The following is a 17,322-nucleotide window of genomic DNA, read 5'->3' as shown; positions in this document are numbered from 1 at the left end:
GCAACAGCACGCCGTAATAGCCCAGCGTGTCGGCGGCCTTTGCCACTTGCGTCAGATAGGGCAGATCGACGGCCCGGCCGCCTTCGGATGTGCCGAGATAGCGGTTGTCGCCATGCGTCGGCAGGAACCACAGCGCCTTGATGCGGTCTGGAATATCCCAGGTCATGGCCTGCCCTCCGCGGCCTGAACGGTGGCGATGGCGGACTGTGCCTGACGGGGTTGAGAGCGGGCGCAGAGAGGCGGGCATGGCGGAATCCTGTCCGGGAAAACAGATCGTCCGCACTTTGCTTGTTCTATAAACTCTGTAGAGTTAGTTTATTCCAAATTCCCCGTTGAAATTGGAAATTCTCCTCGCCCGCCCAATCTGGGCCTGATCCTTGGCGAAGCCCACTGACGTCAGTCCTTGGCGGATTGGAGAAGACTGTTTGGTGGAGCCAATCGGAATCGAACCGACGACCTCTTGAATGCCATTCAAGCGCTCTCCCAACTGAGCTATGGCCCCACTTCCGGCAGTCAACCGGCGCCGTTTCCGGCGAAGAGATCCGGCGCGGGTTGGAGACCGTGCCGTTAGTGCAGGCGGCTTCTAACCCCGCCTTTCCCAGATATCAAGCCTTCAAGAGCGGCTTTTTCTTCACAGGCCACGAAAGCCTGCAAACGCTGGCTTTCAAGGCCGATCAGACCTCGTCGTCGTCGTCGCCGACGCCGATCATGTCGGCAACGTCGTCGTCTTCTTCCTCTTCGTCGGCAAGGAAGGTGTCATCCTCGTCGTCGCCGAGATCGACATCATCCTCGTCGTCGCCGAGATCGGGAAGGTCATCGGCCTTGACATCCTCGTCGGCCTCTTCGAGCGAGACGACCTCAACGCCCTCCTCGTCCTCGGCGTCCACTTCCTTCTCGGCCACTTCCTCTTCCTCCTCGAGGGCGGCAATCTTGCCTTCCTCGAAATAGGAACGCGGATAGGTCTTGCCGGTGTACGGCGAGACGATCGGGTCCTTGTTCAGGTCGTAGAATTTTCGGCCCGTCTCCGGGTCGATACGTTTTGTGCCAAGTTCGGTTTTTGCCACGGCAAGCCTCGTCGATAAAAAGAGTGGTCCCCTTAACCACAGTTTGCAGCGCTGTCAAAGCGAAAAGCCGGCGTCACAAAACCATGCAATGAAAGGCCTCGCGTCAAGTGACGACCATGGGGGATGACCATTTCGCCCCACCGTGATACGAGACCGCCGCCACAAATGAAAAGCGCCGGCCCGCCGGCATTCCGTCCAGGGAAATTCCATGTCTCACGCCGCCGCCCCAAAGTCGGCCACCGCCCGTAAATCATCAGCCCTTTCCGGCACGGCGCGCGTGCCGGGCGACAAGTCGATCTCGCACCGCTCCTTCATGTTCGGCGGCCTCGCCTCCGGCGAGACCCGCATCACTGGTCTACTGGAAGGCGAGGACGTGATGCGCACCGGCGCGGCCATGAAGGCGATGGGCGCGCATATCGAGAAGCGCGGCGCCGAGTGGGTGATCCGCGGCACCGGCAATGGCGCGCTGCTGCAGCAGGAAGGCCCGCTCGATTTCGGCAATGCCGGCACCGGCTCGCGGCTGACCATGGGCCTGGTCGGCACCTATGACATGGAAACGACCTTCATCGGTGACGCCTCGCTGTCCGGCCGGCCGATGGGCCGCGTGCTCGAACCCTTGCGCCAGATGGGTGTGCAGGTGCTGAAGGCGACGCCCGGCGACCGCATGCCGATCACGCTCCACGGACCCAAGCATGCCGCACCGATCACCTACCGCGTGCCGATGGCCTCGGCGCAGGTGAAGTCGGCGGTGCTGCTGGCCGGGCTGAACACGCCGGGCATCACCACCGTCATCGAGCCCGTCATGACGCGCGACCACACTGAAAAGATGCTGAAGGGCTTTGGCGCCAATCTGTCGGTCGAGACCGACGAGCGCGGCGTGCGCCACATCTTCATCGAAGGCCAGGGCAGACTGACCGGCCAGACCATTGCCGTGCCGGGCGACCCGTCCTCGGCCGGCTTCCCGCTGGTGGCCGCACTGATCGTGCCGGGCTCCGACATCGTCATCGAGAATGTGCTGATGAACCCGACCCGCACCGGCCTGCTTTTGACGCTACAGGAGATGGGCGGCAAGATCGACATCCTCAACCCGCGCAATGCCGGCGGCGAGGATGTCGCCGACCTGCGCGTGCGCTATTCCGAGTTGAAGGGCGTCACCGTGCCGCCGGAGCGGGCGCCGTCGATGATCGACGAATATCCCGTGCTTGCGGTCGCCGCCAGCTTCGCCGAGGGCGAAACGCTGATGCAGGGACTGGAAGAGCTGCGGGTGAAAGAATCCGACCGGCTGTCGGCCGTCGCCAACGGGCTGAAGCTCAACGGCGTCGACTGCACCGAGGGCGAGGCAAGTCTGGCGGTGCGCGGCAGACCGGGCGGCAAGGGCCTTGGCGGCCACCCGAACGGACAGGACGCGACCGTGCAGACCCATCTCGACCACCGCATCGCCATGAGCTTTCTGGTGATGGGCCTAGCGACGGAAAAGCCTGTGACCATCGACGACCAGGCGATGATCGCGACGAGTTTTCCGGAGTTCATGGGGCTGATGAAGGGGCTCGGCGCGGAGATCGGGTAACGGTTGATGGCAATCGCAACCCTGCCAGACTGGGGCCGGACATTCCTCCCTTCGTCATCCTTGGGCGGAGCAAGGAGCGAAGCGACGCGGCGCAGACCCAAGGATCCATGCCGTTACGTCAAAGCGTTTCTGCGGCGCAGAATTCTGGTCCGTGGCATTCTTCGGCCGATATCACGGCATGGATCCCAGGGTCTTCGCTCCGCTACGCGTTCGCTGCGCCCTGGGATGACGAAGGCGCGAGCTTGTTGCCAAGCAGACAAGGCGTTGAGCTAGCAATGACACACGTCTTCACCATCGCCATCGACGGCCCCGCTGGCGCCGGCAAAGGCACGCTGGCGCGGCGGCTCGCCGACCATTACCGGCTGAACCTGCTCGACACCGGCCTCACCTACCGTGCCGTTGCCTATGCGTTGCTGCAGCACGCGCTGCCGCTCGACAATGTCTCGGCGGCCGAAACCGCCGCCCGCCAGGTCGATCTGGCCAAGCTCGACCGGTCGGTGCTGTCGGCGCATGCGGTCGGCGAGGCGGCCTCGAAGGTGGCGGTGTTTCCGACGGTGCGGCGCATCCTCGTCGAGAAGCAGCGCGATTTCGCCAGGACACCGCCGGGCGCCGTGCTCGACGGCCGCGACATCGGCACCGTTGTCTGCCCCGATGCCGACATAAAGCTCTATGTGACAGCCAGCGCCGAGGTGCGGGCACAACGCCGGCTGGCCGAGATCGAGAGCATCGGCGGCACCGCCAATTTTGCCGAGATCCTCGCCGATATCATGCGCCGCGACGAGCGCGACATGGGCCGCGCCGACTCGCCCTTGAAGCCGGCAGCAGACGCGCACTTGCTTGACACCAGCGAAATGGCTATAGAAGCCGCGTTTCTTGCGGCCATGGCGATCATCGACGACGTCTTAGCCAAGAGAAACAAGGCCTGAGCCGGGTTTTTCCCTCGTGTTTCCGTTGTCGGAGGCGAAGAAAATACCCATATCGGGCACGAACCAGCCTGCCAGCATTCTTCATGCGCCGGAATTGCCGCTTAAAGAGCGGCCCAGGGCTTTTTGCAGCCCGGAACGCCGGCAGGCCAACGCAACGCTAACCCACGGCGCCCGTCCCGCGACAGAAGCGGGGCACTCCAGGAGAAACAATGTCAGCTGCAAATCCCACTCGCGACGATTTCGCGAGCCTGCTCGAAGAATCATTCACAACCGGTCATTCCGGCGAAGGCCAGGTCGTCAAGGGCACGATCACGGCGATCGAAAAGGACATGGCCATCATCGACGTCGGCCTCAAGGTCGAAGGCCGCGTGCCGCTGAAGGAATTCGGCGTCAAGGGCAAGGACACCACCCTCAAGGTCGGTGACACCGTCGAAGTCTATGTCGAGCGCATCGAGAACGCGCTTGGCGAAGCGATGCTCAGCCGTGAGAAGGCCCGCCGCGAAGAGAGCTGGGTCCGCCTCGAAGAGAAGTTCACCAAGGGTGAGCGCGTCGAAGGCGTCATCTTCAACCAGGTCAAGGGCGGCTTCACCGTCGACCTCGACGGCGCCGTGGCCTTCCTGCCGCGCAGCCAGGTCGATATCCGCCCGATCCGCGACGTCTCCCCGCTGATGCACAACCCGCAGCCCTTCGAGATCCTCAAGATGGATCGCCGCCGCGGCAACATCGTGGTGTCGCGCCGCACCGTGCTCGAGGAGAGCCGCGCCGAACAGCGTTCGGAAATCGTGCAGAACCTCGAAGAGGGCCAGGTCGTCGAAGGCGTCGTCAAGAACATCACCGATTACGGTGCGTTCGTCGACCTCGGCGGCATCGACGGCCTGCTGCATGTCACCGACATGGCATGGCGCCGCGTCAACCATCCGACCGAAATCCTCAACATCGGTCAGACGGTCAAGGTGCAGATCATCCGCATCAACCAGGAAACCCACCGCATCTCGCTCGGCATGAAGCAGCTCGAGAGCGATCCGTGGTCCGAGATCGGCACCAAGTTCCCGATCGGCAAGAAGATCAAGGGCACCGTCACCAACATCACCGACTACGGCGCGTTCGTCGAGCTGGAGCCGGGCATCGAAGGCCTCATCCACGTTTCGGAAATGTCGTGGACGAAGAAGAACGTGCATCCCGGCAAGATCCTGTCGACGACCCAGGAAGTCGACGTGGTGGTGCTCGAAGTCGATCCGGCCAAGCGCCGCATCTCGCTCGGCCTCAAGCAGACGCTCGAGAACCCGTGGCAGGCTTTCGCCAGCAGCCATCCGGTCGGCAGCCAGGTCGAGGGCGAGGTCAAGAACAAGACCGAGTTCGGCCTGTTCATCGGCCTCGAAGGCGACGTGGACGGCATGGTCCATCTCTCCGATCTCGACTGGACCCGTCCTGGCGAGCAGGTCATCGAAGAGTACAATCGCGGCGACATGGTCAAGGCGCAGGTGCTCGACGTCGACATCGACAAGGAGCGCATCTCGCTCGGCATCAAGCAGCTGGCCAAGGATACGGTCGGCGAAGCCGCGACTTCCGGCGAACTGCGCAAGAACGCCGTCGTCACCTGCGAGGTCATCGGCGTCAAGGATGGCGGTCTGGAAGTGCGGCTGGTCGACAGCGGCATCGAGACCTTCATCAAGCGCTCCGATCTGAGCCGCGACCGCGATGAGCAGCGCCCCGAGCGCTTCACCGTCGGCCAGAAGGTCGACGCGCGCGTCATCGCCTTCGACAAGAAGACCCGCAAGCTGCAGGTCTCGATCAAGGCGCTGGAAATCGCCGAAGAGAAGGAAGCGGTCGCCCAGTACGGCTCGACCGACTCCGGCGCTTCGCTGGGCGACATCCTGGGTGCCGCGCTGAAGAAGCAGGGCAGCTAAGCCTCCTGTCCCACCGCCCCTCGGGGCGGTGGTCGGATCAAAGCCCCGCCGGAGCGATCCGGCGGGGCTTTTCTTTACGGTAAGATAAACTTCCTCGCGTATTTGCCGGTGGTCCGTGAGGGAGGCTTTCCATGCGCAATGGCGACGATCGTTCCGCTGCGGGATCTTCGTGGTTGCTGCGTCTTTACACCCGGTCGCCGGCCTTGTTATGCTTCTGCGGAATGGCGATCCTGATGATCGCCCTATGGTCCCTGGGCTTCCAGCTCAGCGGCGACGTCGACGATCTCGTCAAACTGCATGAAGTCCGCACCTTGCTTCAAACGGGCGACATCTTCGACCGGACGCTGCCCGGCGTAGCCCAGCCAGAGCCCTATATCTCACATTGGCCATGGATCGTGGACCTACCCTACGCCGCCTTCGCGCGCCTGCTCGCGCCGCTTGCCGGCTTCGAGCCGGCGCTGACGGTCGCAAGCTTCGCCGTCCCGCTGCTGCTGCTCGCGCCCGCGCTCTATTTCTACAATCGGCTGGTTATCGCCATGGGCTTTGCCAACCCGGCCGTCGCATTGCCGCTGGCCTTGATTTTTGCTGCGCGCACCTTTTTCGAATACGCCCCTGAGCGGATCGACTATCACAATCTGCAAGTGCTGCTTCTGCTGGCGGCCCTGGTGTTGTTGCTGTCGCAAAATCGCTTTGCCGCGTTCGTCAACGGGCTGCTGGCCGCCTTGGCGCTTGCGATCAGCGTGGAATTCGCACCGTTCTATGTGCTGGTGATGGCAATCTATGCCTTTGACTGGATTTTCGACCGCGAAGGCAGCGCAAACAGGATCGCTGGCTTTGGGCTGGCATTGGCCATGGGCGGAGTGGGTCTGTTCGCCGCGATCGTGGCGCCTTCAGCCTATGCCGCCGTCAAATGCGACACCTATTCGGCGCCGCATGTGACGGCACTGGCCGCGGGCGGGCTTTCATTTGCCGTCGTGCCCTGGCTTGTCGGCCGGCGCGGCGGATGGGCCACGCGGACGGCAATTCTAATGGTGTTCGCGGCCGCCAGCGGGGCGGCGCTGGTGATGTTGTTCCCGCAATGCCTGGCCGGCCCTTATGCTTCGCTCGACGCCTATGTCCGCGACAACATGCTCGACAGAATCCCTCAGGAATTGAGCATGTTTCGGCGCCCTGATGTCGTCCTGTCGGCGAGCTTTCCCAGCATGGTGCTGCTGTTCGTGGGCGCGCTCGCCCCGGTCGTCGTCTGCCTTGGGCCACACGGCCGAAGCCGGCCCCTCGTCATCCTGGCGCTGTTCTCGCTGCTCGCGCTGGTGCTGGCGATCGGCTACTTCCGCTACTTCCGCTATCTTCCGGTTTTTTCCGGCATCGGTCTGATCTTCGTGCTGGCGAGTCTGCTGCCGCCGGATGCCAGGCTGGCCCGCTATTTGAAATCTCCCGTGCCCGTGGCATCGCGCGGATACGCGTTGATCCTGCCCGGTCTGGTTTTGTCCGTGGCGATAGCGCTCTACCAGCTATCGGCACGGCCAGCCCCGGATGCCATCCCCGCCGCCGAGTTTGCCGACAGTTGCGATCTCAGGCATTTTGAGGCGCAATCGGGTTGGCCGGCAGGCGCCATCGTTCTGACGCCGCCGCTGATCGGCGCGCATTTTCTCGCCCTTGCCGAAGGTCCCAAGGTGGTGACGGTCCCCAACCACCCGTCGGCCTGGGGTATCGAACGGAGCTACCGTTTTCTCGATCCTTCGACGGCCGACCCGCGCGCGTTCCTCGATGCATCCAGGGCAACACATGTCGCGCTTTGCGCGCGCAGAGGCCCGCCGTCGCCCTATCTCGAAACCGCCTATCCATTCGCGGCCGCACTGATGGAGGGCCACCCGCCGTCATGGCTCAAGGCATGTACGACGGATGTTTCCTCGCCGCTGCGGCTCTACAGCTACCGCAATGCGGACGGATCAGACGCCACCTGCCCTGCTTCGGCGGCTTCTGCTCAGGCCCGGCCGTAAAGCGGCACCAGCGTGCCGCTCATCGCCTGATTGGCCGGCGAGGCGAGATAGGCGATGGCTTCGGCGGCCGCTTCGAGGCTGACCCATCTGGTGACATCGGCATCCGGCATATCGGCGCGGTTTGCCGGCGTATCGAGCGTCGACGGCGCCACGGCATTGACCAGAATGCCCTTGCCTTTCAGCTCCTCCGCCATCGCCACAGTCATGGCTGCCACCGCCGCCTTGCTGGCGGCGTAGGCGACCATGCCGGCGCCGCGCCGCGGGTCGAGCCCGGCGCGCGCCGTGACATTGACGATGCGTCCCGCGATGTCCGACGCCAGCATCGAGCGCACCGCCGCGCGGCAGCACAGGAAGGCAGTGCGTGCATTGGTGTCCATCATCTCGGCAAAGGATGCCGACTCGATCTTTTCCACCGGCGCCGAGGTGAAGCCGCCGGCCAGGTGGATCGAGCCCCACAGGCCTTGGACCTGGCTGTAGAACGCCTCGACCTTGGCGGAGTCCGAGAGATCGACATTGTGAACCAGCTTGACGCGGTCATGCTCGGTGAAGGGGAAATGCGCGGGCGCCGCGGCATGGGCATTGGGCACATGGCAGATCGCGCCCTCACTCAGCAGTTTGCCGACGACCGCACCACCGAGCGCCCCGGTGCCTCCGGTCACGACAATATGCCTGCCTTCAAGTGTTTCCGTCATCCTGGACCGCTCCTGTCATTTTTTATGATTATGTCGTTTTTTTAGCCGCGCCGACGCGAAGCGTCGCGCCTTTCGCACGATCACTCAACTGAAATCTCGACATGGCAGGTGTTGCGTCTTTGCATGCGTCAGCCCGCCAGGCAGCCGGGGTCCATGCCAGGCATTCGGTACGTTGCGCCGCCACTCTTCAGTCGACTGTGATTTCGATGACGCGCGGCAGTCCGGTTGCCCGTGCGCGTTTCAACGCGTCCGCCAGAGCCTCGATATCGGCAAGCCGTTCGGCGCCAAGGCCATAGGCTTCGGCCAGTTTGCAGAAATCCGGCGGCGCCGGCGACACGCCGACCGGCTCGACGCCGACATCCAGCATCGAGGTTTCGATCTCGCGGTAGCCGCGGTTGTTCCAGATGACGAAGATGACCGGCGCCCGGGCGTCGAGCGCGGCGCCCAGTTCCGGCAGTGTGAACTGGAAGCCGCCGTCCCCCGTGAGACAGACCACCGGCGCATCAGGCACGGCAAGGGCGGCGCCAATTGCCGCCGGCGGGCCGTAGCCAAGCGCGCCAAAACCGGTGGCGGCGTTGAACCAGCCGCCGGGACGATCATGGTCGTAGTAGAGGTTGGCGGCATAGATCGGCTGCGTCGAATCGCCGACGATGAGCGCGCCCGGCAATGCATCGCGGATCACCTCGACCGCGCGAACCTGCGCCTGCAGCGTCGGACTGATCTCGGCAAAAGCCGCTTCCCGTGCGGCGGCGGCGCGCGCCGGGCCGCCCTCGCTTGCCGGGACATGGCCGGTTTCCAGGAGCAGGGCGTCGAGCGCCTCGGCGCAATCGGCCTGAATCGAAACCGTCGCCGGGCGGCGGGCAAGCTGGTCCGCTCCGATATCGATGCGGATCAGATTGGCGGGCAGGACGAAACCGCCATCGCTGTAGCCGTCATAGTCGGTCGGGCCGAATTCGGTGCCGGCGGCAATGACCAGATCCGCTTGCGCCATCAGCGCCCGCACAGCCTTCAGGCTGGGACTGGCCGGCACGCAAAGCGGATGGGCATGCAGGAGGCCGCGCGCATTGGCGGTCTGGACGACCGGCGCCCCCAGCCGTTCGGCCAGACGCCGCAACGGCGCTTCGGCGCGTTTGGCACCGCCGCCGGCCAGGATCAGCGGACGGCGCGCGGCGGCGATGAGTTTGGCCGCGCTGGCAATTGCCGCGTCATCCGGCGCGGGCGGCGCTGCGTTGCTCAGCATGGCAGCGATGCCATCCGCCGGCTTGACCATGACGTCGGTCGGGATTTCGATATGCACCGGACCGGGCCGGGCCGATGAAAACAGGGCGAAGGCCTGCGCCAGCGCGCCGGGCAATTCGCCGGCCTCGGTGATCCGCTGCGAAGACAGCGCGACCTTCTCCATCATGCCGCGCTGGTCGGGCAGTTCATGCAGATGGCCGAGGCCCTTGCCCAGCGTCGGCGTGGCGTTGACGCCTGAGATCACCAGCATCGGGACCGAATCGGCGCGCGCCTGTCCCATCGCGGTTATGGTGTTGGTGAGCCCCGGCCCGGTGATGACGAAGGCGACGCCCGGTCGGCCGCTGGCGCGCGCATAGCCGTCGGCCATGAAGCCGGCGCCCTGCTCATGGCGCGGCGTGACATGGCGGATCCTGGAACGCGCCAGCCCGCGGTAGAGTTCGACCGTGTGCACGCCGGGAATGCCGAAGACCGTGTCGACGCCATGGGCTTCGAGCAGCGAAATGAGCGCCTCGCCGACGGTCGTCCCAATGGTTCTCATTGGCGCAGCACCGGCCGCGTCAGGCAGGTCGGGCCACCCTCGCAAGCGATGCACAGCGCATCCGCCTCGAAGGTGGAAACCGTGCAGCCCGCCGCCTGCATGGCAGCCGCCGTCCTGGGAAAGCCGGCGACGGCGATCACCTGGCGCGGGGCGGTCGGCAGCACGTTGAGGCTGAGCCCGTTGGAAGCATGGAACTCATCGGCATCGCCCTCGACCAGCTTGATGCCGCGCCCCTTCAGCATCTGGTAGAAAGCGGCCGGCAGCAAGGGCGCGTAGACCAGCGCCAGATCGTCGGCAAGCGGACTGATCACCGACATCAGATGCAGGCAGGCTTCCTCGCCGTGCCAGAGCGGCAGATCGAAGCCAAAAACCGAAATGCCCTTGGGCGAAAGCAGGTTGGCGAGTTGCTGGATGCCATCCTGGTTGGTGCGCACGCCACGGCCGACGGCCAGCGTGTTTGCATCCACCCAGACGCAGTCGCCGCCTTCCACCTGGCCCGGATCATCGATGCGGCCGAGGATGGGAATGCCCATGCGTTTGTAAGCTGCTTCGTGCAGGCTCGGCTCAGCCCGGCGCAACGCCTTGCCCATGGCAAGAATGATCGCGCCATGATCGGTCATCAGCGACGGGTCATGGGTGAAGACGGAATCGGCCAGCCTGTCGTCGGCGTCCGTCAGCCATTCGACTTCGGCGCCGGAGGCCGAAACAAGCTGCGTCAACCGCTCATGCTGGGCAGCGGCCTTTCCCGGCTCGAAGCCCGGGCCGTAGTGCCATTCCCGCGCCCTGGCATCACGCATGGCACTGGCGGCCGACCGCATAAGCACGCGTTTCAGCGATCCGGCCATGGACTGCGACCCGTATGATTTGCCCACTAAATTCTCCCGAGACATCCGTTGCCGCCACTAACCACTCCAGCAAGCCGTGATCAATAGTCCAAAAACCATGGTTGACGGAGGCAAGCGGAACGGTCCATCTTGAGAACGGGAACTCTGTCCAGTGACGGGTAATGGGTAAAAGAATCCAGCAGCGACGGGCTCGACCACTCCGCGGAGCGTCGAAGGGATGATGGCGCAAGGCGCCGCACCTGCACTGAAACACACGGCGCAGGACGGCGCCGCCGAAGCCATCCATGTCGAGAATCTGCACAAGCGGTTCGGTCAACTGCATGTGCTGAAGGGCATCTCGCTGTCGGCGCGCGACGGCGAGGTCATCGCCATCATCGGCGGCTCAGGCTCGGGCAAATCGACATTGCTGCGCTGCATCAACTGCCTGGAGAACCCGACCAGCGGCATCATCCGCGTCAATGGCGAGGAGATCAAGCTGAAGGCCGACAGCCACGGCCACACGGTTCCGGCCGACCGCAAGCAGATCGAACGCATCCGCTCCAAGCTCGGCATGGTGTTCCAGAACTTCAACCTGTGGAGCCACATGACGCTGATCGAGAACGTCATCGAGGTTCCCGTGCATGTGCTTGGCGTCAAGCGCGACGTGGCGATCAGCGAGGCCGAAAAGCTGCTGGCCCGCGTCGGCCTGGCCGAAAAGCGCGACGTCTATCCGGCCTATCTGTCGGGCGGCCAGCAGCAGCGCGCCGCGATCGCCCGGGCGCTGGCCATCAATCCGCGAGTCATGCTGTTCGACGAGCCGACCTCGGCGCTCGACCCCGAACTGGTCGGCGAAGTGCTGAAGGTGATCGGCGACCTGGCGCGCGAAGGCCGCACCATGGTGCTGGTCACCCACGAGATGAAGTTCGCCCGCGAGGTCGCGACGCATGTCGTCTATCTCTACAATGGTTTGGTCGAGGAAGAAGGACCGCCGGAGCAGATCTTCGGCGCGCCCAGATCCGAAAGGCTCAAGCAGTTCATCCGCAACATCGGCTAGGACAGGCCGGGACGGAAGAAAACCGGGAACCAACAACACACTGGGAGTCGTGAAAATGAAGACTGTTCTGAAGACACTCGCCGCAGCGCTGCTGCTGGGGGTCGCCGCCGTGGGCGTGGCCAAGGCCGATCCGGTCAAGATCGGCGTCGCCGCCGAGCCCTATCCGCCCTTCACCTCGCCGGATGCCTCGGGCAAGTGGGTTGGCTGGGAGATCGATTTCATCGATGCCGTGTGCGCCGAGGAGAAGCTCGACTGCGTCATCACGCCTGTTGCCTGGGACGGCATCATCCCGGCGCTGACGACCAAGAAGATCGACCTCATCGTCTCCTCGATGTCGATCACCGACGAACGCAAGAAGACGATCGACTTCTCGAACAAGTACTACAACACGCTGCCAGCGATCATCGGGCCCAAGGACCAGAAGTTCGGCGCCACGCCCGACGACCTCAAGGGCAAGGTCATCGGCGTCCAAGTGTCGACCACACACGCCGTGTACGCCAAGAAGCATTTCACCGGGGCGCAGGAAATCAAGGAATACCAGACCCAGGACGAAGCCAACCAGGATCTCGCCGCCGGTCGCCTCGATGCGGTGCAGGCCGATTCCATCGCGCTTGTTGAATACCTCAAGAGCGACCAGGGCAAGGCCTGCTGCGACCTGAAGGGCATGGTGGCTCCGGACGATGAAGTACTGGGACCGGGCATCGGCGCCGGCGTGCGCAAGGAGGACACCGACCTGAAGGACAAGATCAACGCCGGCATCAAGGCCATCCGCGCCAACGGCAAGTATGACGAGATCACGAAGAAGTACTTCGATTTCGATATTTACGGCGGCCCGACGCAGTCGAACTGACGTCGTCCACGCATGAGCCAAAACCGCACGGCATCTCGTCGTGCGGTTTCGCCGAAACCGCTGCCGAGAGTTGACAGCGGCTGACGCCAGCAATCCGGGGGCGACGCTGATCGACGCACTTCTTTCGGCCTCCGCGGCCGGCATCATCGAGCTTCTATCGCCCTACCCGCCAGGCTGGGGCGGCGCTCTTCTGGTCGGATTGCTCCATTCGATCGAGATCGCGCTAGGCGCCACGTGCCTCGGTCTTCTGATCGGCACCGGCGGTGCCTATGGCAAGCTCTATGGCGGCCCGGTGGTTCGCGATCTCCTGGCCGTTTACACCACTGTGGTGCGCGCCGTGCCCGAACTGGTGCTGATCCTGCTGCTCTATTATGCCGGAACCGACCTGATCAACCAGGCGCTGACGTCCATGGGCTATCAGCGCGTCGACATCAGCGGGCTTGCCGCCGGCATCGCCGTGCTCGGCTTTGTCCAGGGCGCCTATTCGACCGAGGTGATACGCGGCGCGATCCTGGCCATTCCGCAAGGCCAGATCGAGGCCGCGCGCGCCTATGGAATGTCTCCCGGCCTGCTTCTGCGGCGCATCACCTTGCCGGCCATGCTGCCCTTCGCCATACCGGGCCTCGCCAATCTCTGGCTGATCGCCACCAAGGACACGGCGCTGCTGGCGGTCGTCGGTTTCTACGAACTGGCGCTGGCAACGCGGCAGGCCGCGGGCGTCACCAAGGCCTATTTCACCTTCTTTTTCGCCGCAGCCGTGCTCTATCTGCTCCTGTCGCTGTTCTCCAACCTGATCATCGGCCGTGTCGAGGCCTGGTCGCGGCGCGGCATGCCTTCGCTCAAGGAGGCGCGCTGATGGCCAACGAGGCAGCCATCATCAACGTCGTCGCGCGGACGTCGCTGTGGCTGCGGCCGCACCGCATCGTGCTGATTTTGATCGCGCTGGGCCTGATTCTGGCAGCCGCCTTTTTCATGCGCTGGGACTGGCTGCCGCAATATTATGAAATGGGATTGATCGGCATCTGGCGCTCGCTGTGGATCCTGGCCGTCACCTGCGGACTGGGCTTCCTGCTCGCCGTGCCGCTCGGGCTCGCGCAGGCGACCGGCTCGTTCTGGTTCGCCGCACCCGCCAAGGTCTTTTGCACGGTGATCCGGGGCACGCCCCTGCTGATCCAGCTATGGCTGCTCTATTACGGCCTGGGCTCACTGTTTCCGCAATATCCCTGGATCCGCGAATCGTGGATGTGGCCATATCTGCGGCAAGCCTGGCCCTATGGCGTGCTGGCGTTGACCTTGTCTTTCGCCGGTTATGAGGGCGAGGTGATGCGCGGCGCCTTTGCCGGCGTCCCCAAGGGGCAACTCGAGGCCGCCCGCGCCTTCGGCATGACCCGCTGGAAGACATTCCGGCGCATCTGGCTGCCGCAGGCGTTCTATCGTGCGCTGCCGACGCTGACCGGCGAGACCGTGCTGCAATTGAAGTCGACGCCGCTGGTGGCGACAATCAGCGTCATCGACATCTTCGCCGTTTCGTCCAAGGTGCGGCAGGACACCTACCTCACCTACGAACCCTTGCTGCTGCTGGCGCTGATCTACATGACGATCACCGGCATTCTGGTCTTCGCCTTCAGCAGGATCGAGGCGCGGATCCCCAACAAGATTGGTTAGAGGGGAGTAGGGGAGTAGGGGAGTAGGGGAGTAGGGGAGTAGGGGAGTATCCAGCCACTATTCACATTCACATTTCCATCCCCATTCGCTATTCACTGCTCACCATTCCCCTAGTCCCTTACTCCATATTCCCCTACTCCCCTCGGATGGCCATGATGCAACTCAGTCTCGACCAGGCAAAAGGACTGTGCCGGATGGCGGCGCTTGGCGCCGGCGCCAATGAGGAAGCGGCGCAATCGCTCACCGCCTCGATCATATCAGCCGAGGCGGAAGGCCTTTCGACCGTCGGACTGTCGCATTTCATCGATTATCTCGAGGCGCTCGAAGCCGGACGCATCGACGGCAATGCCGACCCGGTGATCACCCGGCCGGCGCTGGCGGTCTATCTTTCCGATGCGCGCGGCGGACTGGCGCATACCGGCTTCGACCGCACTATCGACGATCTCGCCAAGGCGGCAAAGCTGTTCGGCGTCGCCATCTTCTCGCAGAAGAACGCCTATACATGCGGCGCGCTCGGCTACTTCACCGGAAGGCTGGCAGCACTTGGGCTGGTGTCGTTCGCCGCCACCAATGGCCCGGCCGTGCTTGCCGGTTCGGGCTCGGTCAAGCCGGTCTACTGCACCAACCCGATGTCGTTTGCGGCACCCGCCGCCGACGGCGCGCCGCTGGTCATCGACCAGTCGTCGAGCGCCACCGCTTTCGTCAACATCCGCAAGGCGGCGGAGGACGGCAAAAAGATCCCCGAAGGCTGGGCGCTGGACGCCAGCGGCAACCCGACCACCGATCCGGCCGCCGCCATGAAAGGCGCCATGCTTGCCTTTGGCGGCCAGCGCGGCGCCAACATCGCGCTGATGGTCGAAGTGCTGGCAGCGGGCCTGTCGGGCGCCAACTGGTCGCTCGACGCGCCATGGTTCACCGGCGGACCGGACAGCCCCGGAACCGGGCTGTTCGTGCTTGCCGTCGAGCCCAAGCTGCTCGATCCCGACTTCGAGCAGCGCATGAAGGACCAGCTCGACCGGCTGCGGCGGCGCTTCGGCGTGCATGTGCCCGGGCGTGCCCGGGCCGAAGCCGCCGAGAAGGCGCAAGCGCGGGGCATCACCGCGCCCAAGGCGGTGGTGCAGCGCATTTCCGAATTTGCAGCGCGTTATTCTTCCTAAATAATCCTTTATTTATCAGATAGTTATCTGAAATCTGCCCGGCTCAGGCGCGGGCCGGTGCGATTTTTTTTGCGCGCCGCTGAACCTTTCCGCGCATCGCCGCGACCAAGCTTTGTCCAGGGCAAGGCGAGCTTGCCCGATCCACACCGAGGGGAACAGCAAACCGAAGAGGAAGTCTGTTTTCACGCAGGGGATGTCCCTCTGCGCCTCGGAAACCCAACCCAAACCAAAAGGAAAATTGCCATGACCAACACCAAGATCACCATGCTGACCGCCGTCCTTCTTCTCGGCTCGTTCATGGGCGCCACACAGGCTTCCAGTTTGAAGGCCGCGCCGGTCAAGCCGTCGGCGCCCGGCGTCATCACCGCTCCGAGCGGCGGTGCCACCGAGGATCATTACTGCAAGAACGGCTATGCGAAATTCGCCAGCTGCAGCGCCGATTTCATCGCGGCCTGCAAGAAGGTCGGCGGCACCATGTCGGATGTTCAGGGCTGGGGTGGGCGTACTTGCTTCACGCCCTCCTGATACCGTCTCAGGTCAGGCCGCTCCGTCGGCCCCTTGCTTCGCATGGATGTCACCCCGAAAACCCCGCTTCGGCGGGGTTTTCTGTGTTCGCGCCATGTCGTTGTGGCGGCAACGGCCGCTCCGTCGACGCCCGCATCGGCGAGGCGTTTTGACAAGCGCAAACAAGCGCGGCAGCGACGACGCGTCGCCCTTTGCCTTTGGCGCGAAACGGATTATGAAACGGCTTCAGCCAAGCTTGCGAGCGCCGGAGCCAGCCATGACCGAAATCCTGCAGACCCCAAAGCTCGTTGTCGTCTTTGGCGGATCAGGCTTTGTCGGCCGCCATGTCGTGCGCGCGCTGGCCAAGCGCGGCTATCGCATCCGGGTCGCCTGCCGGCGGCCCGATCTCGCCGGCCACCTGCAGCCGCTCGGCAATGTCGGCCAGATCCAGCCGGTGCAGGCCAATGTGCGTGTGCGCTGGTCGGTCGACCGCGCCGTGCAGGGTGCCGACCATGTCGTCAATCTGGTCGCCATCCTGCATGAGAGCGGCCGGCAGAAATTCTCCCCGGTCCATGAGTTCGGCGCCCGCGCGGTGGCCGAGGCCGCGCGCTCGGTTGGCGCCGGCCTCACTCATATTTCGGCGCTTGGCGCCGATCTGGACTCCAGATCGGACTACGCGCGCACCAAGGCGCTTGGCGAAAAGGCCGTCCTGGAGACGATCAAGGACGCCGTGATCTTCCGGCCGTCGATCAATTTCGGGCCAGAGGACGACTTCTTCAACCGCTTCGCCAATATGGCGCGCTATTCGCCGGTGCTGCCGCTGATCGGCGGCGGCCACACCAAGTTCCAGCCGGTCTATGTCGGCGACGTCGCCGAAGCGGTGGCGCGCTCGGTCGACGGCAAAGTCGATGGCGGTCAGATCTATGAACTTGGCGGCCCCAAGGTGCTCACCTTCAAGCAGTGCATGGAAGAGCTGCTTGAAGTGATAGAACGCAAGCGCCTGCTGGTGCCGGTGCCGTGGTGGGTGGCGAACATCCAGGCCTCGATCCTCGGCCTCCTGCCCAATCCGCTGCTGACCAAGGACCAGGTGATGCAGCTGCGTGAGCACAACATCGTTTCGGACGCGGCGGCCAAGGCCAACCGGACATTGGCCGGGCTCGGCATCCAGCCGCAGTCGATCGCCACGATCCTGCCCAGCTACCTCTGGCGCTTCCGCGCCGCCGGCCAGTTCCAGCAGCGCAAACCCGCGGCCTGAGTCGGTGCTGCCCCAAGGCGTGCTGAGATTCAGGTCAGGCCGAGTCGAGAACGATGGGTTCCGAGAACCGGAGCGGAGCG

Annotated in this window: 15 protein-coding genes, 1 tRNA gene and 1 pseudogene; 11 read left to right on the top strand and 6 right to left on the bottom strand. The window is 64.2% G+C overall.

What is annotated here, in order from left to right:
* Position 1: 1 nt before the first annotated feature.
* The 3 genes and pseudogenes from ACFSQT_RS24740 to ACFSQT_RS24730 all read right to left on the bottom strand — a co-directional run.
* Positions 2-166, bottom strand: a pseudogene (locus tag ACFSQT_RS24740) (alkanesulfonate monooxygenase); the annotation flags it as partial.
* A 260-nt stretch (positions 167-426) separates the two neighbouring features.
* Positions 427-502, bottom strand: a tRNA-Ala gene (locus ACFSQT_RS24735).
* 172 nt (positions 503-674) lie between these two features.
* Entirely contained in the window at positions 675-1,064 is a 390-nt protein-coding gene (locus ACFSQT_RS24730; protein WP_091581070.1) for a TIGR02300 family protein, read from the bottom strand.
* A gap of 208 nt (positions 1,065-1,272) precedes the next feature.
* Between ACFSQT_RS24730 and aroA the strand changes: the two genes are divergently transcribed.
* The 4 genes from aroA to ACFSQT_RS24710 all read left to right on the top strand — a co-directional run bounded on the left by aroA (position 1,273) and on the right by ACFSQT_RS24710 (position 7,464).
* Positions 1,273-2,631 carry a 3-phosphoshikimate 1-carboxyvinyltransferase gene (gene aroA / locus ACFSQT_RS24725; RefSeq protein WP_379023045.1) on the top strand — a complete coding sequence of 453 codons (1,359 nt, stop codon included), beginning with the start codon at positions 1,273-1,275 and terminating at the stop codon, positions 2,629-2,631.
* A 275-nt stretch (positions 2,632-2,906) separates the two neighbouring features.
* Entirely contained in the window at positions 2,907-3,557 is a 651-nt protein-coding gene (cmk, locus tag ACFSQT_RS24720; RefSeq protein WP_379023043.1) for a (d)CMP kinase, read from the top strand.
* Positions 3,558-3,766: 209 nt separating this feature from the next.
* Positions 3,767-5,464, top strand: a complete 1,698-nt coding sequence (rpsA, locus tag ACFSQT_RS24715; RefSeq protein WP_013528183.1) for a 30S ribosomal protein S1 — start codon at positions 3,767-3,769, stop codon at positions 5,462-5,464.
* 173 nt (positions 5,465-5,637) lie between these two features.
* Positions 5,638-7,464 (top strand): hypothetical protein, encoded by a 1,827-nt coding sequence (locus tag ACFSQT_RS24710; protein ID WP_379023040.1) that lies wholly within the window; start codon positions 5,638-5,640, stop codon positions 7,462-7,464.
* Here ACFSQT_RS24710 and ACFSQT_RS24705 read toward each other — a convergent pair.
* The 3 genes from ACFSQT_RS24705 to ACFSQT_RS24695 form a co-directional block, all read right to left on the bottom strand.
* Positions 7,449-8,156: an SDR family NAD(P)-dependent oxidoreductase gene (locus ACFSQT_RS24705; protein ID WP_379023038.1), complete on the bottom strand. Its 708-nt coding sequence runs from the start codon at positions 8,154-8,156 to the stop codon at positions 7,449-7,451. The two genes, ACFSQT_RS24710 and ACFSQT_RS24705, sit on opposite strands and share 16 nt — an antisense overlap.
* Positions 8,157-8,343: 187 nt before the next feature.
* Entirely contained in the window at positions 8,344-9,933 is a 1,590-nt protein-coding gene (locus ACFSQT_RS24700) for a 5-guanidino-2-oxopentanoate decarboxylase (RefSeq protein WP_379023037.1), read from the bottom strand.
* A complete protein-coding gene (locus ACFSQT_RS24695) occupies positions 9,930-10,778 on the bottom strand; it encodes a dimethylarginine dimethylaminohydrolase family protein (RefSeq protein ID WP_379023197.1) in 849 nt (282 codons plus the stop codon). Before ACFSQT_RS24695 ends, ACFSQT_RS24700 begins: the two co-directional genes overlap by 4 nt.
* A 220-nt stretch (positions 10,779-10,998) precedes the next feature.
* Here ACFSQT_RS24695 and ACFSQT_RS24690 point away from each other — a divergent pair, with 220 nt between their 5' ends.
* The 7 genes from ACFSQT_RS24690 (at position 10,999) to ACFSQT_RS24660 (ending at position 17,242) form a co-directional block, all read left to right on the top strand.
* Complete coding sequence (locus tag ACFSQT_RS24690) at positions 10,999-11,811, top strand: ABC transporter ATP-binding protein (RefSeq protein ID WP_379023195.1); 813 nt, start codon at positions 10,999-11,001, stop codon at positions 11,809-11,811.
* A gap of 55 nt (positions 11,812-11,866) precedes the next feature.
* Positions 11,867-12,661 (top strand): transporter substrate-binding domain-containing protein, encoded by a 795-nt coding sequence (locus tag ACFSQT_RS24685; protein ID WP_379023035.1) that lies wholly within the window; start codon positions 11,867-11,869, stop codon positions 12,659-12,661.
* A gap of 142 nt (positions 12,662-12,803) precedes the next feature.
* Positions 12,804-13,517 carry an ABC transporter permease gene (locus ACFSQT_RS24680; protein ID WP_379023193.1) on the top strand — a complete coding sequence of 238 codons (714 nt, stop codon included), beginning with the start codon at positions 12,804-12,806 and terminating at the stop codon, positions 13,515-13,517.
* Positions 13,517-14,326 (top strand): ABC transporter permease, encoded by an 810-nt coding sequence (locus ACFSQT_RS24675; RefSeq protein ID WP_379023033.1) that lies wholly within the window; start codon positions 13,517-13,519, stop codon positions 14,324-14,326. The genes ACFSQT_RS24680 and ACFSQT_RS24675 overlap by 1 nt, the downstream gene beginning before the upstream one ends.
* A gap of 155 nt (positions 14,327-14,481) precedes the next feature.
* Positions 14,482-15,483, top strand: coding sequence for an Ldh family oxidoreductase (locus ACFSQT_RS24670; protein ID WP_379023191.1), 1,002 nt, complete (start codon positions 14,482-14,484; stop codon positions 15,481-15,483).
* A gap of 243 nt (positions 15,484-15,726) precedes the next feature.
* The gene (locus tag ACFSQT_RS24665) at positions 15,727-16,008 is read left to right on the top strand and encodes a hypothetical protein (RefSeq protein ID WP_379023031.1); all 282 of its coding nucleotides are present in this window, start codon (positions 15,727-15,729) and stop codon (positions 16,006-16,008) included.
* Between the two features lie 256 nt (positions 16,009-16,264).
* Positions 16,265-17,242 carry a complex I NDUFA9 subunit family protein gene (locus ACFSQT_RS24660; protein ID WP_379023029.1) on the top strand — a complete coding sequence of 326 codons (978 nt, stop codon included), beginning with the start codon at positions 16,265-16,267 and terminating at the stop codon, positions 17,240-17,242.
* Positions 17,243-17,322 lie beyond the last annotated feature (80 nt).

The sequence above is a fragment of the Mesorhizobium calcicola genome, from assembly GCF_042682105.1.
GTDB classification, from domain to species: Bacteria; Pseudomonadota; Alphaproteobacteria; order Rhizobiales; family Rhizobiaceae; genus Mesorhizobium; species Mesorhizobium calcicola.
The sequence above is the reverse complement of the archived record's forward strand: the minus strand, read 5'-3'. Positions and strand labels throughout refer to the sequence as shown.

Bases quoted from the DNA above. Each gene is read 5' to 3' on its own strand.
- ACFSQT_RS24700 (WP_379023037.1), bottom strand. From the start codon at position 9,933: ATGAGAACCATTGGGACGACCGTCGGCGAGGCGCTCATTTCGCTGCTC.
- ACFSQT_RS24690 (WP_379023195.1), top strand. From the start codon at position 10,999: ATGGCGCAAGGCGCCGCACCTGCACTGAAACACACGGCGCAGGACGGC.
- ACFSQT_RS24660 (WP_379023029.1), top strand. From the start codon at position 16,265: ATGACCGAAATCCTGCAGACCCCAAAGCTCGTTGTCGTCTTTGGCGGA.
- ACFSQT_RS24685 (WP_379023035.1), top strand. From the start codon at position 11,867: ATGAAGACTGTTCTGAAGACACTCGCCGCAGCGCTGCTGCTGGGGGTC.
- ACFSQT_RS24670 (WP_379023191.1), top strand. From the start codon at position 14,482: ATGCAACTCAGTCTCGACCAGGCAAAAGGACTGTGCCGGATGGCGGCG.
- ACFSQT_RS24705 (WP_379023038.1), bottom strand. From the start codon at position 8,156: ATGACGGAAACACTTGAAGGCAGGCATATTGTCGTGACCGGAGGCACC.
- ACFSQT_RS24665 (WP_379023031.1), top strand. From the start codon at position 15,727: ATGACCAACACCAAGATCACCATGCTGACCGCCGTCCTTCTTCTCGGC.
- ACFSQT_RS24675 (WP_379023033.1), top strand. From the start codon at position 13,517: ATGGCCAACGAGGCAGCCATCATCAACGTCGTCGCGCGGACGTCGCTG.
- rpsA (WP_013528183.1), top strand. From the start codon at position 3,767: ATGTCAGCTGCAAATCCCACTCGCGACGATTTCGCGAGCCTGCTCGAA.
- cmk (WP_379023043.1), top strand. From the start codon at position 2,907: ATGACACACGTCTTCACCATCGCCATCGACGGCCCCGCTGGCGCCGGC.
- ACFSQT_RS24695 (WP_379023197.1), bottom strand. From the start codon at position 10,778: ATGGCCGGATCGCTGAAACGCGTGCTTATGCGGTCGGCCGCCAGTGCC.
- aroA (WP_379023045.1), top strand. From the start codon at position 1,273: ATGTCTCACGCCGCCGCCCCAAAGTCGGCCACCGCCCGTAAATCATCA.